The organism is Enterobacter sp. 50588862, assembly GCF_001462935.1.
GTDB lineage: Bacteria > Pseudomonadota > Gammaproteobacteria > Enterobacterales > Enterobacteriaceae > Enterobacter > Enterobacter bugandensis.
In genome coordinates, this window is record NZ_LNHM01000022.1 from 68,650 (window position 1) to 81,435 (window position 12,786).

Genomic DNA, 12,786 nt, shown 5'->3' on the forward strand with positions numbered 1-12,786 from the left:
AAGCGCCACCCGACAAGGTTGTTAACCTGCTACAGCAATACGTTTCATATCGGTCATGTAGCCGCGCAGTTTGTGGCCCACTTTCTCGATCTGGTGGCTGCGAATCGCTTCGTTTACGTCGCGCAGCTGCGCGTTGTCTACCGCACCTTCCGCAATCGCTTTGCCCAGATCGCCCGTCTGCAGTGTGGTCATGAACTCTTTCAGCAGCGGTACGCAGGCGTAAGAGAACAGATAGTTACCGTATTCTGCGGTATCAGAGATAACCACGTTCATTTCGTACAGACGCTTACGGGCGATGGTGTTCGCGATCAGCGGCAGCTCGTGCAGAGATTCGTAGTACGCCGACTCTTCGATGATGCCGGAATCCACCATGGTTTCGAACGCCAGCTCAACGCCTGCTTTCACCATCGCAATCATCAGTACGCCTTTATCGAAGTACTCCTGCTCGCCGATTTTACCTTCATACTGCGGCGCGGTTTCGAACGCGGTTTTACCGGTTTCTTCACGCCAGGTCAGCAGTTTCTTGTCGTCGTTGGCCCAGTCCGCCATCATGCCGGAAGAGAATTCGCCGGAGATGATGTCGTCCATATGTTTCTGGAATAGCGGCGCCATAATGGTTTTCAGCTGTTCAGACAAAGCGTAAGCACGCAGTTTTGCCGGGTTGGACAGACGGTCCATCATCAGCGTAATGCCGCCCTGCTTCAGCGCTTCGGTGATGGTTTCCCAGCCGAACTGAATCAGTTTTTCTGCGTATGCCGGGTCGGTACCTTCTTCCACCAGCTTGTCGAAGCAAAGCAGAGAACCCGCCTGCAGCATGCCGCACAGAATGGTCTGCTCGCCCATCAGGTCAGATTTCACTTCCGCAACGAAGGAAGATTCCAGCACGCCAGCGCGGTGACCGCCGGTCGCCGCAGCCCAGGCTTTGGCAATCGCCATGCCTTCGCCTTTCGGATCGTTTTCCGGGTGAACTGCGATAAGCGTCGGCACGCCGAAGCCACGCTTGTACTCTTCACGCACTTCGGTACCCGGGCACTTCGGCGCCACCATCACTACGGTGATGTCTTTACGGATCTGCTCGCCCACTTCAACGATGTTGAAGCCGTGGGAGTAACCCAGCGCGGCGCCGTCTTTCATCAGCGGCTGTACGGAACGCACCACGTCAGAGTGCTGCTTGTCTGGCGTCAGGTTAACGACCAGGTCCGCCTGCGGGATCAGCTCTTCATAGGTACCCACTTTGAAGCCGTTTTCAGTCGCTTTACGCCATGAAGCGCGCTTCTCGGCAATCGCTTCTTTACGCAGGGCGTAAGAGATATCCAGACCGGAGTCACGCATGTTCAGGCCCTGGTTCAGGCCCTGTGCGCCACAGCCGACGATGACCACTTTTTTACCCTGAAGGTAGCTTGCGCCATCGGCAAATTCATCGCGCGCCATGAAGCGGCATTTGCCCAGCTGCGCCAGCTGCTGGCGCAAGTTCAGTGTATTAAAGTAGTTAGCCATGGGTGATACCTCGTGATGTTGTGTGTCTTATTGTTCGGTTCGCGTTTCAGCGAGAATGTACCCACATTACAACAGGAAATTTATTGCGGAAATTGATATATTCACAACGTCACATTGCAATTTTTGCAATGTAAAAAGAGGGAGTGGAATCGGTGGATTTACGCGATCTAAAAATGTTCCTGCACCTGGCGGAAAGCCGTCACTTTGGCCGCAGCGCCCGGGCGATGCACGTCAGCCCGTCCACGCTTTCGCGCCAGATCCAGCGCCTTGAGGAAGACCTCGGCCAGCCGCTTTTCGTGCGCGATAACCGCACCGTCACCCTCACGGAAGCGGGCGAAGAGCTGCGCATTTTTGCCCAGCAGACGCTGTTACAGTACCAGCAGCTGCGGCACTCAATCGATCAGCAGGGGCCATCACTCTCCGGTGAGCTGCATATTTTTTGCTCCGTAACCGCCGCCTACAGCCATCTGCCCCCCATCCTTGACCGCTTCCGCGCGGCGCATCCGTCGGTTGAAATTAAGCTCACCACCGGCGACGCCGCCGACGCAATGGAAAAAGTGGTGACCGGCGAAGCGGATCTGGCCATTGCCGGAAAACCCGAAACCCTGCCGGGCGCGGTGGCGTTCTCGATGCTGGAGAATCTGGCGGTGGTGCTGATTGCCCCGGCGCTGCCCTGCCCGGTGCGTAATCAGGTATCGGTAGAAAAACCGGACTGGTCGACGGTGCCGTTTATCATGGCCGATCAGGGGCCGGTGCGCCGCCGCATCGAGCTGTGGTTCCGCCGTCAGAAAATCAGCAATCCATCGATTTACGCCACCGTTAGCGGTCATGAGGCGATGGTGTCGATGGTGGCGCTCGGCTGCGGCGTGGCGCTGCTGCCGGAAGTGGTGCTGGAAAACAGCCCGGAACCGGTGCGTAATCGCGTGATGATTCTGGAGCGCAGCGACGAGAAGACGCCTTTTGAACTTGGCGTGTGCGCACAAAAAAAGCGGCTGCATGAGCCGCTTATTGATGCGTTCTGGACGATATTGCCGAACCACTAGCCAGCCAGAAAGAACCTGAACGCCGGGTTATGGGTTTCGTCGTGGCACTCATAGCCCAACTCGTTCAGGCGCGTTTCGAAATCCGGCTCGTGCTCGCCCAGTTCGAACGCCGCCAGCACGCGCCCGTAGTCGGTGCCGTGGCTACGGTAGTGGAACAGAGAGATGTTCCAGTGCGTGCCGAGCGTGTGCAGGAATTTGAGCAACGCGCCCGGCGATTCCGGAAACTCGAAGCTGAACAGGCGTTCCTGGAGCGGCTTTGAGGGACGACCGCCAACCATGTAACGCACATGCAGCTTAGCCATTTCATCGTCGGACAGATCGACCACGCTGTAGCCGCCTTCATGCAGCAGGCTGAGGATCTCTTTACGCTCCTCCACGCCACGGCTCAGACGCACGCCGACAAAAATGCAGGCATCTTTCGCATCGGCAAAGCGGTAGTTGAACTCCGTTACCGAACGTCCCCCCAGAAGCTGGCAGAACTTGAGGAAGCTGCCCTTCTCTTCCGGGATGGTCACCGCCAGCAGCGCTTCACGCTGCTCACCCAGCTCACAGCGCTCGGAAACGTAGCGCAGGCCGTGGAAGTTCACGTTCGCACCAGAGAGCACGTGCGCCAGACGTTCGCCGCGAATGTTGTGCTGGGCGATGTATTTTTTCATCCCCGCCAGCGCCAGCGCGCCGGACGGCTCCGCCACCGCACGTACATCTTCGAACAGATCTTTCATTGCCGCGCAGATGGCGTCGCTGTCGACGGTGACGATATCGTCCAGATACTCCTGGCACAGACGGAACGTTTCATCGCCAATGCGCTTCACCGCCACGCCCTCGGCAAACAGCCCGACACGCGGCAGGTCTACCGGATGACCGGCGTCCAGCGCCGCCTTCAGGCAGGCAGAGTCTTCCGCCTCAACGGCGATGACTTTGATCTGCGGCATCAGCTGTTTAATCAGCACCGCCACGCCTGCCGCCAGCCCGCCGCCGCCCACCGGGACGAAGACGCGGTCGAGATGGGCATCCTGCTGCAACAGCTCAAGCGCCAGCGTGCCCTGCCCGGCAATCACCATCGGGTGATCGAACGGCGGCACCCAGGTGAAGCCCTGCTGCTGCGCCAGCTCGATCGCTTTGGCTTTGGCTTCGTCAAAATTCGCGCCGTGGAGCAGCACTTCTCCGCCAAAACCGCGCACCGCGTCGACTTTGATATCCGCGGTGGCAACCGGCATCACGATCAGCGCTTTCAGACCCAAACGAGCAGACGAGAACGCCACGCCCTGCGCATGGTTGCCCGCCGACGCAGTAATGACGCCGCGCGCTTTCTGCTCATCCGTCAGCCCGGCCATCATCGCGTAGGCACCGCGCAGCTTAAAGCTGTGCACCGGCTGGCGGTCTTCGCGCTTCACCAGAATGACGTTGTCGAGGCGCGAGGAGAGTTTTTCCATTTTTTGCAGGGGCGTGACCTGCACGGCTTCATAGACCGGCGCGCGTAGCACCGCTCTCAGGTATTCCGCCCCCTCAGGGGCGGCGGATAAGGGTTGTGACTCGGCCATCATTAGCCCCCAAGTTTAGATTTATCGCGCACCGCGCCTTTATCTGCACTGGTTGCAAGGCTCGCGTAGGCGCGCAGGGCGAAGGAGACTTCGCGCTGGCGATCTTTCGGCGTCCAGGCTTTGTCGCCGCGGGCTTCCTGCGCTTCACGGCGGGCCGCAATCTCCTGGTCGCTCAGCTTGAGCTGAATGCCGCGATTCGGAATGTCGATTTCGATCAGGTCGCCATCTTCGATGATCGCGATATTGCCGCCGCTTGCCGCTTCGGGGGAGACGTGGCCAATGGAGAGGCCTGACGTGCCGCCAGAGAAACGACCATCGGTGATCAGCGCGCAGGCTTTGCCGAGGCCCATCGATTTCAGGAAGGTGGTCGGGTAGAGCATCTCCTGCATGCCCGGACCGCCTTTCGGCCCTTCGTAGCGAATGACCACCACGTCGCCCGCCACCACTTTGCCGCCGAGGATAGCGTCTACCGCTTCGTCCTGACTTTCATACACTTTTGCCGGACCGGTGAATTTGAGGATGCTGTCGTCCACGCCAGCGGTTTTCACGATGCAGCCATTTTCCGCAAAGTTACCGTACAGCACGGCCAGGCCGCCGTCTTTGCTGTAGGCGTGTTCCAGCGAGCGGATGCAGCCTTCGGCGCGATCGTCATCCAGCGTGTCCCAGCGGCAGTCCTGCGAGAACGCCTGGGTGGTACGGATGCCCGCCGGACCGGCGCGATACATGTTTTTCACCGCGTCGTCTTTGGTCAGCATGACGTCGTACTGCTCCAGCGACTCCGGCAGCGTCAGGCCGAGCACGTTTTTCACGTCGCGGTTCAGCAGCCCGGCGCGATCCAGCTCGCCGAGGATACCAATCACGCCACCCGCACGGTGGACATCTTCCATGTGGTACTTCTGGGTACTCGGCGCGACTTTACACAGCTGCGGCACTTTACGGGAGAGCTTGTCGATGTCGCTCATGGTGAAGTCGATTTCGGCTTCCTGCGCGGCGGCCAGCAGGTGCAGAACGGTGTTGGTGGAACCGCCCATGGCGATATCCAGCGTCATGGCGTTCTCGAACGCCGCTTTGCTGGCGATGCTGCGCGGCAGCGCGCTGGCGTCGTCCTGCTCGTAGTAGCGCTTAGTCAGCTCAACGATACGTTTACCGGCGTTGAGGAACAGCTGCTTACGGTCGGCGTGGGTCGCCAGCAGCGAGCCGTTGCCCGGCTGGGAAAGGCCCAGCGCTTCGGTCAGGCAGTTCATGGAGTTGGCCGTGAACATGCCGGAACAAGAACCGCAGGTCGGGCACGCGGAGCGTTCCACCTGATCGCTCTGCTCGTCAGAGACTTTCGGGTCTGCGCCCTGGATCATCGCATCGACCAGGTCGAGCTTGATGATTTTGTCGGAGAGCTTGGTTTTACCCGCCTCCATCGGACCGCCTGAGACGAAGATCACCGGAATGTTCAGACGCAGGGAGGCCATCAGCATCCCCGGGGTGATTTTGTCGCAGTTGGAGATACAGACCATCGCATCGGCGCAGTGGGCGTTGACCATATACTCCACCGAGTCGGCGATCAGCTCGCGCGACGGCAGTGAATAGAGCATTCCCCCGTGGCCCATTGCGATACCGTCATCCACCGCAATGGTGTTGAACTCTTTCGCCACGCCGCCGGAGGCTTCGATTTGCTCGGCAACCAGCTTACCGAGATCGCGCAGATGCACGTGGCCCGGTACAAACTGGGTGAAGGAGTTCACCACGGCGATAATCGGCTTGCCGAAATCGGCGTCGGTCATTCCGGTGGCGCGCCACAATGCGCGGGCACCCGCCATGTTACGGCCGTGGGTGGTGGTGGCTGAACGATACTTAGGCATGCTTTATTGACTCCCGTCTGACTATTTAATGGGACGGTGCGTGCCGTCCCACATTTATATTTAGTGATTAACCTGATCCAACCAGCCGTATTTGTCTTCTGTTTCGCCGGTGAAGAGGCCGAAGAAGGCTTGCTGGATGCGTTTGGTCACCGGACCACAGCGGCCTTCACCCACCTGAATACCGTCGACGCTGCGAACCGGCGTGATTTCAGCCGCGGTACCGGACATGAACACTTCGTCTGCCAGGTAGAGGGATTCGCGGGACAGCACCTGCTCGCGCACTTCGATACCCAGATCTTTCGCCAGCTTGATGATCGCATCACGGGTGATGCCCGGCAGCGCGGAAGAGGTGAACGGCGGGGTAAACAGAATGCCGTCTTTTACTTCAAACAGGTTTTCGCCCGCGCCTTCTGAGATGTAGCCGTTCACGTCGAGGGCGATGCCTTCCTGATAGCCGTGGCGGCGCGCTTCGCTGCCGACCAGCAGTGAGGAGAGGTAGTTACCGCCCGCTTTTGCGGCGGTCGGGATGGTGTTTGGCGCCACGCGGTTCCAGGAAGAAACCATTGCGTCGATCCCCTGATCCAGTGCTTCTGCGCCCAGGTAGGCGCCCCACGGGAACGCAGCAATGATCACATCAGTGTTGTAACCGGCCGGCGGGTTCACGCCCATGCCCACATCACCCACGAAGACCAGCGGGCGAATATAGGCGCTGGTCAGTTTGTTCTGGCGAATCACTTCGCGGCAGGCTTCCATCAACTCATCAACGCTTTGAGAGACCGGGAAACGATAAATTTTGGCTGAGTCATGCAGACGCTGCATGTGTTCGCGATGGCGGAACACCACTGGCCCTTTGTGAGAATCGTAGCAACGGATGCCTTCAAACACGGAGGTACCGTAGTGCAGCGCATGGGACATCACGTGAACTTTCGCGTCTTCCCAGCGAACCATCTCACCATTGAACCAAATGTAATCAGCTTTTTTTGTCGTCATTTTTTCGTCCTGTCACGCTCAAGCGCGGATTTGTTGTGATGTGGTTGTGCTCTGGCAGATGGCAACATGGGCAACGTCTACCAGCTTTGATAACTGACTAAACAGTAAGTCGACCGGCCGCGGGCTGGCAACGGTTAATTCGATACTGATGTTCTGGGCGTCGGTGGCCGTTTCCATATTCATAGAGCAAATCTGAAAACCACGGTGGCGGACCACACGCAAAACGCGTTCTAACGTTTCCGGGTTGAAGCGAGCCTGCACGGCGACCTGATGTTGCATCATGATAATTTCTCCAGCATTTGTGAGTTACTGGCACCGGGCGGTACCAACGGCCAGACGTTCTCAAGCTCGTCGATTGAGACATGAAGCAGGTATGGCCCTTCGCTTGACAGCATGGTGTCGAGTGCCGCTTCAACCTGGTCTTTACGGGTGATGTGCTGGCCAGGAATGCCGAAGGCGCTGGCCAGGGTGAGGAAATCGGGGTTATCGGTCAGGGTTGTTTCGCTGTAACGCTCCTGGAAGAACAGCTGCTGCCACTGGCGAACCATCCCTAAACGCTGGTTATCGAGCAACACGATCTTCAGCGGTAACTGCTTGCGCTTCACGGTGCCGAGCTCCTGAACGTTCATCATGAAGGAGCCGTCACCGGAGATACAGATCACGGTATCGTTCGGGCGGGCCACCTGTGCGCCAACGGCTGCCGGCAGGCCAAAGCCCATCGTGCCTAAGCCGCTGGAGGTGATGAAGTTCTCCGGGCGGGTGTAGGTCATATGCTGGGCTGACCACATCTGATGCTGGCCCACATCCGTCGTCACCACGCTGTCGGCGGGTTTACGGTCGGACAACTGCTTCAACAGCAGCGGCGCGTAGATGGCCTCGCCGGGATGGTCGTAACGCCAGGCGTGCTCGGCGCGCATGTCTGCGGCGTGCTGACGCCATGTGTTGATATCTAGCGGCTGCTCCAGCGCCGGTAACAGCGCGTTAAGATCGCCCTGCAACGCCACGTGCGCCTGACGCAGTTTGTTCATCTCCGCCGGGTCGATATCCATATGGATCACTTTGGCATTCGGCGCGAAGGTATTCAGCTTGCCGGTGACGCGGTCATCGAAACGGGCGCCTGCGACGATAAGCAAGTCGCACTCCTGCACCGCCAGGTTTGCCGCTTTAGTGCCGTGCATTCCCAGCATGCCGAGGTAGTACGGGTAGTCCGCGTCTACCGCACCCAGACCTTTCAGGGTGCAGGTGGCGGGCATTTGCGTGGTTGCAAGGAACGCGCGAAGCGCCGGAACAGCCTGCGCCATACCCACCCCGCCGCCGACGTACAGCATCGGCTGCTTCGCCTGCGCCATCATCTGACGCGCCTCTTCAACCTCTGCATGGGGAAACGCATCGTCGCTTTCCACGGTGGAGAAATGCGGCTCCAGATCGCCAAATGCAACCTGGATATCTTTCGGAATATCCACCAGAACCGGGCCAGGACGGCCAGAACTGGCAACCTCGAACGCTTCGGCCATCACGCGCGGCAGCTCTTCGAGGGACTGAACGAGGAAGCTGTGCTTGGTGCAGGCTAGCGATAAGCCGAGGACATCTACTTCCTGGAAGGCATCGGTACCGATGAACGGAGAGGCCACCTGACCGGTAATCGCCACGACAGGAACGGAATCGAGCAGCGCGTCAGCCAGGCCGGTGATCAGGTTCGTTGCGCCCGGACCTGAGGTCGCCATGCATACACCGGTTTTACCTGTCGCGCGGGCATAACCAATAGCTGCCATCGCTGCGCCCTGCTCGTGTCGGCACAAGAGGTGTTCCACGCCGCCGTCATACAGTGCATCGTAAATCGGCATAATTGCGCCACCCGGATAACCGAATACGGTTTCGACTCCCTGCGCGCGCAACGCATGTACTACCCATTGTGCCCCATTCATAGTTAGTTCCCCGTCATAAATCTGGAGAAACAGAATTTTGTGCTAGTCGTCATTCTCTGCTCCTCATTTAAGTTTTTTAGTCATAAAAAAACCCCCGGACCTTTCGGTGCGGGGGTCTTAGTTCGTTAAGGCTTGATTTCTAAGCCTTTCCTCGTCCAAGTGCAGCCCCGCACGGTGGGATAATAATCACCACCACGCTAATCACGACCAGGCTAATCACTCGTAGAAGGGCTGTCATTTTCAGTTCTTTTTGCATCTTGTTCGAAGGAATACCTAAAGAGTTATCACAGTTTTTAAATCAAACACAAGATTTATTTATGAAGTATTTGGTTAGCAAGCGAACCAAATTTCATGAACGCATTGTTTTATATGAGGAAATTTGGAAGTGAATATTTTTCATTTTTTTATTGCAGATCTAACCCTTAAAGCGCGTCTTTTTACATTTTGCGAGTGTGCTTCCACGGTGATGCAATGGTTTCAATGCACCCTGAAAATCTCTGAACAGGCGGCGTAAATACGTAAAAAGACGCTAAACATAGAAAAAAGGCACTGGCATAGTCAGACCAGGAGGTAGTACAAATGTCACTGTCAGTTGTTTATACGCGAGCGGCTCTCGGGGTAAAGGCTCCGCTTATTTCCGTAGAGGTTCATTTGAGTAATGGGCTGCCCGGACTCACGCTTGTCGGGTTACCTGAAACCACGGTTAAAGAGGCCAGGGACCGCGTTCGTAGCGCAATAATAAACAGCGGTTATACCTTCCCCGCAAAGAAGATCACCATCAACCTTGCTCCCGCCGACCTGCCCAAAGAGGGTGGGCGATACGATTTACCTATCGCAATTGCGCTTCTCGCGGCTTCTGAGCAGCTTAATACGACCAGGCTAGGCTCGTATGAGTTCGTGGGTGAACTCGCGCTCACAGGCGCACTGAGAGGCGTTCCCGGTGCGATATCGGGAGCGCTGGAAGCCATACGTGCAGGGCGGCAAATCGTTGTGGCCAATGAAAACGCATCAGAAGTGAGTCTTATTGCAGAAAAGGGATGTCTCGTCGCCGGGCATCTTCAGGAAGTGTGCGCCTGGCTGGAAGGCCGCCATGAACTGTCCGAGCCGGAAGAGTGCGACGAGGCTATAGCGGATGCGCCAGAAGACCTCAGCGAGATCATGGGACAGGAGCAAGGGAAACGGGCGCTGGAGATTACGGCAGCGGGTGGGCACAATCTCCTGCTGATTGGCCCGCCGGGTACGGGCAAAACCATGCTGGCGAGCAGGCTAAGCGGGCTGCTCCCGCCGCTTAGTAACCATGAAGCGCTGGAAAGCGCCGCCATCTATAGCCTGATCGGTTCGACGTCGTTGCACAAACAGTGGCGTCGACGTCCCTTTCGTTCCCCGCATCATAGCGCGTCACTGACGGCAATGGTCGGTGGTGGGTCTATTCCGGGGCCGGGTGAGATCTCGCTGGCACACAATGGCATTCTGTTTCTCGATGAGCTGCCTGAGTTTGAGCGCCGCGTGCTGGATGCGCTGAGGGAGCCCATTGAATCCGGTGAGATACATATTTCACGCACGCGAGCCAAAATAAGCTATCCCGCCCGTTTTCAGCTCGTGGCGGCGATGAACCCCAGTCCGACGGGGCATTATCAGGGCAACCATAACCGCTGTACGCCAGAGCAGACGCTGCGCTATCTGGGAAAGCTGTCTGGCCCGTTTCTCGACCGTTTCGATTTATCACTGGAAATCCCCCTTCCGCCGCCGGGCCTGCTCAGGCAGACGGATAGACTGGGTGAAAGCTCCGCGCATGTTCGCGAGCGGGTTATCGCGGCACAGGCGAGACAGTATGTCCGTCAAAACAGGCTGAATGCACGACTGGATAATGCAGGGATCCGACAGTTTTGTTCTCTTAACGTTGAAGATGCGGCTTGGCTGGAGGAGACGTTGACGCGCTTTGGGCTTTCCATACGTGCGTGGCAGCGCTTGTTAAAAGTAGCCAGAACCATTGCGGACGTGGAGGGCTGTACTGATATTGCGAGGAAACACTTGCAGGAAGCGCTGAGCTATCGGGCGATCGATCGTTTGCTTTTGCATCTGCAAAAGTTACTGGCATAAAAAAGGGGCCGTAGCCCCTTTTTTTATTAGTCGTCAGACTCGGTGTAGTCTTCTGCACCTTCCATCTGCGGTTTACCGCCAGACAGCGTATGGAAACGTTTTGGACGCTTAATGCGAGCCATGTACTTGATCCATACACGTTCCGCTTCAGACTGCGGCTCACGCTCACCACGGCACACTGAGACAAACTGTTTTTCATCTTCAGTTGCAGGCTCACGTTTACCCAGATCCAGCTCGTTAAAGGCATAACCATGACGCTCAAGCAGCTGCGCCTCTTTGATGGTGAAATCGCCGTGACGAGAGAACCCGCGCGGATAATGTTTATTGTCGAAAAAACGATTAGTCGTCGTAAAGCTTTCCGCCATCCTACACGCTCCTAATTCTTTGGCCGAGCTATTTATGGCGCGGAGTATTAGTTACGCTTGACAGAGTGTAAAACAAAACATTTAAATCATAACGACAAATTATTTTGCGGAGAAAGATGTGGATACGGAATTGCTAAAAACTTTCCTTGAAGTGAGTAGAACGCGTCACTTCGGGCGAGCCGCTGAAGCCCTTTACCTGACGCAGTCAGCAGTCAGTTTTCGTATTCGACAGCTGGAAAATCAACTGGGTGTGAATCTTTTTACCCGCCATCGCAACAATATCCGCCTCACGCCTGCCGGTGAAAAACTGCTTCCGTATGCGGAGACATTGATGAATACCTGGCAGGCAGCGCGCAAAGAGGTTGCACATACGTCGAGGCACAACGAGTTCTCGATAGGGGCCAGCGCATCTCTGTGGGAATGCATGCTCAGTCAGTGGCTTACCCGGCTATATCACTCCCATGGCCATTTACAATTTGAAGCCAGAATTGCGCAACGTCAGTCGCTGGTTAAGCAACTTCATGAGCGTCAGTTGGATCTGCTGATCACTACAGAAGCCCCCAAGATGGACGAATTTAGCAGCCAGATTGTTGGACAGTTCGGTCTGGCTCTTTATGCTTCTGAACCCTCAAAGATGAAAGCAGACCTGACCTATTTGCGGCTGGAGTGGGGACCTGATTTTCAGCAACATGAGACGGGATTGATCGCACCTGATGATGTTCCACAGTTAACAACCAGTTCTGCCGAGATTGCCTGTCAGCAACTCCCCTTGCTGAAGGGTTGCACCTGGTTACCAGTCCGTTGGGCAGATACCAAGCCTGGACTGCATACCGTGGTGGATTCCACTACCCTTTTGCGGCCGCTGTATGCGATTTGGTTGCAAAATAGCGACAAGCAATCGCAAATAAAAGATCTATTAAAAATCAATGTAATGGATTGAGGCTGAGGCCAGCAGGGACGCTGGCTGCATTTAAGAATGCTGAAATTTCACCGGGTTTCAGGCAAAAAAAAATCCTTTGCCGAAGCAAAGGATTCTATATGGCAGGGGCGGAGAGACTCGAACTCGCGACACCCGGTTTTGGAGACCGGTGCTCTACCAACTGAGCTACGCCCCTAAAGTTTTTTGCCATTAAGCCTGCCATTACTGGCAGGCTTAACGTCTTAATAAGTGGCGGAACGGACGGGACTCGAACCCGCGACCCCCTGCGTGACAGGCAGGTATTCTAACCGACTGAACTACCGCTCCACCGAAGACTGCTTGTAACCACCGGATTAATGCACCGGCTTACTACTTAATTTGATGCCTGGCAGTTCCCTACTCTCACATGGGGAGACCCCACACTACCATCGGCGCTACGGCGTTTCACTTCTGAGTTCGGCATGGGGTCAGGTGGGACCACCGCGCTAAAGCCGCCAGGCAAATTCTGTTAATCTGTATCAGGCTGAAAATCGTCTCTCTCACCGCCAAAACA

At 56.6% G+C, this 12,786-nt stretch carries 12 protein-coding genes, 2 tRNA genes and 1 rRNA gene; 3 read left to right on the forward strand and 12 right to left on the reverse strand.

The features are described 5' to 3' along the window. Positions 1–21: 21 nt before the first annotated feature. Entirely contained in the window at positions 22–1,497 is a 1,476-nt protein-coding gene (gene ilvC / locus APT89_RS11505) for a ketol-acid reductoisomerase (protein WP_021242831.1), read from the reverse strand. 152 nt (positions 1,498–1,649) lie between these two features. On the opposite strand from ilvC, the gene ilvY reads away from it, so the two are divergent. Further along, complete coding sequence (ilvY, locus tag APT89_RS11510) at positions 1,650–2,540, forward strand: HTH-type transcriptional activator IlvY (protein WP_008501572.1); 891 nt, start codon at positions 1,650–1,652, stop codon at positions 2,538–2,540. Here the strand turns inward: ilvY and ilvA are convergent. From ilvA to ilvL, 7 genes are all read right to left on the reverse strand, one after another. Further along, positions 2,537–4,081, reverse strand: coding sequence for a threonine ammonia-lyase, biosynthetic (gene ilvA, locus APT89_RS11515; protein WP_088204713.1), 1,545 nt, complete (start codon positions 4,079–4,081; stop codon positions 2,537–2,539). The two genes, ilvY and ilvA, sit on opposite strands and share 4 nt — an antisense overlap. Positions 4,082–4,083: 2 nt before the next feature. Beyond that, positions 4,084–5,934, reverse strand: coding sequence for a dihydroxy-acid dehydratase (gene ilvD, locus APT89_RS11520; RefSeq protein WP_060572402.1), 1,851 nt, complete (start codon positions 5,932–5,934; stop codon positions 4,084–4,086). 60 nt (positions 5,935–5,994) lie between these two features. Beyond that, entirely contained in the window at positions 5,995–6,924 is a 930-nt protein-coding gene (ilvE, locus tag APT89_RS11525) for a branched-chain-amino-acid transaminase (protein ID WP_003860182.1), read from the reverse strand. 18 nt (positions 6,925–6,942) lie between these two features. Next, a complete protein-coding gene (gene ilvM / locus APT89_RS11530) occupies positions 6,943–7,206 on the reverse strand; it encodes an acetolactate synthase 2 small subunit (RefSeq protein ID WP_003860184.1) in 264 nt (87 codons plus the stop codon). After that, positions 7,203–8,849, reverse strand: a complete 1,647-nt coding sequence (ilvG, locus tag APT89_RS11535) for an acetolactate synthase 2 catalytic subunit (protein WP_045631347.1) — start codon at positions 8,847–8,849, stop codon at positions 7,203–7,205. The genes ilvM and ilvG overlap by 4 nt, the downstream gene beginning before the upstream one ends. A 2-nt stretch (positions 8,850–8,851) precedes the next feature. Beyond that, positions 8,852–8,902: a peptide IlvX gene (ilvX, locus tag APT89_RS24480; protein WP_166792073.1), complete on the reverse strand. Its 51-nt coding sequence runs from the start codon at positions 8,900–8,902 to the stop codon at positions 8,852–8,854. A gap of 86 nt (positions 8,903–8,988) precedes the next feature. Further along, positions 8,989–9,087: an ilv operon leader peptide gene (ilvL, locus tag APT89_RS23395; RefSeq protein ID WP_001311244.1), complete on the reverse strand. Its 99-nt coding sequence runs from the start codon at positions 9,085–9,087 to the stop codon at positions 8,989–8,991. A 341-nt stretch (positions 9,088–9,428) separates the two neighbouring features. On the opposite strand from ilvL, the gene APT89_RS11540 reads away from it, so the two are divergent. Beyond that, complete coding sequence (locus APT89_RS11540; protein WP_060572404.1) at positions 9,429–10,949, forward strand: YifB family Mg chelatase-like AAA ATPase; 1,521 nt, start codon at positions 9,429–9,431, stop codon at positions 10,947–10,949. A 26-nt stretch (positions 10,950–10,975) separates the two neighbouring features. On the opposite strand, the gene APT89_RS11545 is transcribed toward APT89_RS11540, so the two are convergent. Beyond that, on the reverse strand, positions 10,976–11,314 hold the full coding sequence (locus APT89_RS11545; protein WP_008501577.1) for a DUF413 domain-containing protein: 339 nt from the start codon (positions 11,312–11,314) through the stop codon (positions 10,976–10,978). A 118-nt stretch (positions 11,315–11,432) separates the two neighbouring features. On the opposite strand from APT89_RS11545, the gene hdfR reads away from it, so the two are divergent. Continuing rightward, on the forward strand, positions 11,433–12,254 hold the full coding sequence (gene hdfR / locus APT89_RS11550; protein WP_045631349.1) for an HTH-type transcriptional regulator HdfR: 822 nt from the start codon (positions 11,433–11,435) through the stop codon (positions 12,252–12,254). A gap of 99 nt (positions 12,255–12,353) precedes the next feature. On the opposite strand, the gene APT89_RS11555 is transcribed toward hdfR, so the two are convergent. The 3 genes from APT89_RS11555 to rrf form a co-directional block, all read right to left on the reverse strand. Next, positions 12,354–12,429, reverse strand: a tRNA-Trp gene (locus APT89_RS11555). A gap of 54 nt (positions 12,430–12,483) precedes the next feature. After that, positions 12,484–12,560: transfer RNA gene (locus tag APT89_RS11560), tRNA-Asp, on the reverse strand. Positions 12,561–12,616: 56 nt separating this feature from the next. After that, a 5S ribosomal RNA gene (gene rrf / locus APT89_RS11565) occupies positions 12,617–12,732 on the reverse strand. Between the last annotated feature and the right edge of the window lie 54 nt (positions 12,733–12,786).

Bases quoted from the DNA above. Each gene is read 5' to 3' on its own strand.
- ilvC (WP_021242831.1), bottom strand. From the start codon at position 1,497: ATGGCTAACTACTTTAATACACTGAACTTGCGCCAGCAGCTGGCGCAG.
- APT89_RS11540 (WP_060572404.1), top strand. From the start codon at position 9,429: ATGTCACTGTCAGTTGTTTATACGCGAGCGGCTCTCGGGGTAAAGGCT.
- ilvA (WP_088204713.1), bottom strand. From the start codon at position 4,081: ATGGCCGAGTCACAACCCTTATCCGCCGCCCCTGAGGGGGCGGAATAC.
- ilvG (WP_045631347.1), bottom strand. From the start codon at position 8,849: ATGAATGGGGCACAATGGGTAGTACATGCGTTGCGCGCGCAGGGAGTC.
- APT89_RS11545 (WP_008501577.1), bottom strand. From the start codon at position 11,314: ATGGCGGAAAGCTTTACGACGACTAATCGTTTTTTCGACAATAAACAT.
- ilvE (WP_003860182.1), bottom strand. From the start codon at position 6,924: ATGACGACAAAAAAAGCTGATTACATTTGGTTCAATGGTGAGATGGTT.
- ilvM (WP_003860184.1), bottom strand. From the start codon at position 7,206: ATGATGCAACATCAGGTCGCCGTGCAGGCTCGCTTCAACCCGGAAACG.
- ilvD (WP_060572402.1), bottom strand. From the start codon at position 5,934: ATGCCTAAGTATCGTTCAGCCACCACCACCCACGGCCGTAACATGGCG.
- ilvL (WP_001311244.1), bottom strand. From the start codon at position 9,087: ATGACAGCCCTTCTACGAGTGATTAGCCTGGTCGTGATTAGCGTGGTG.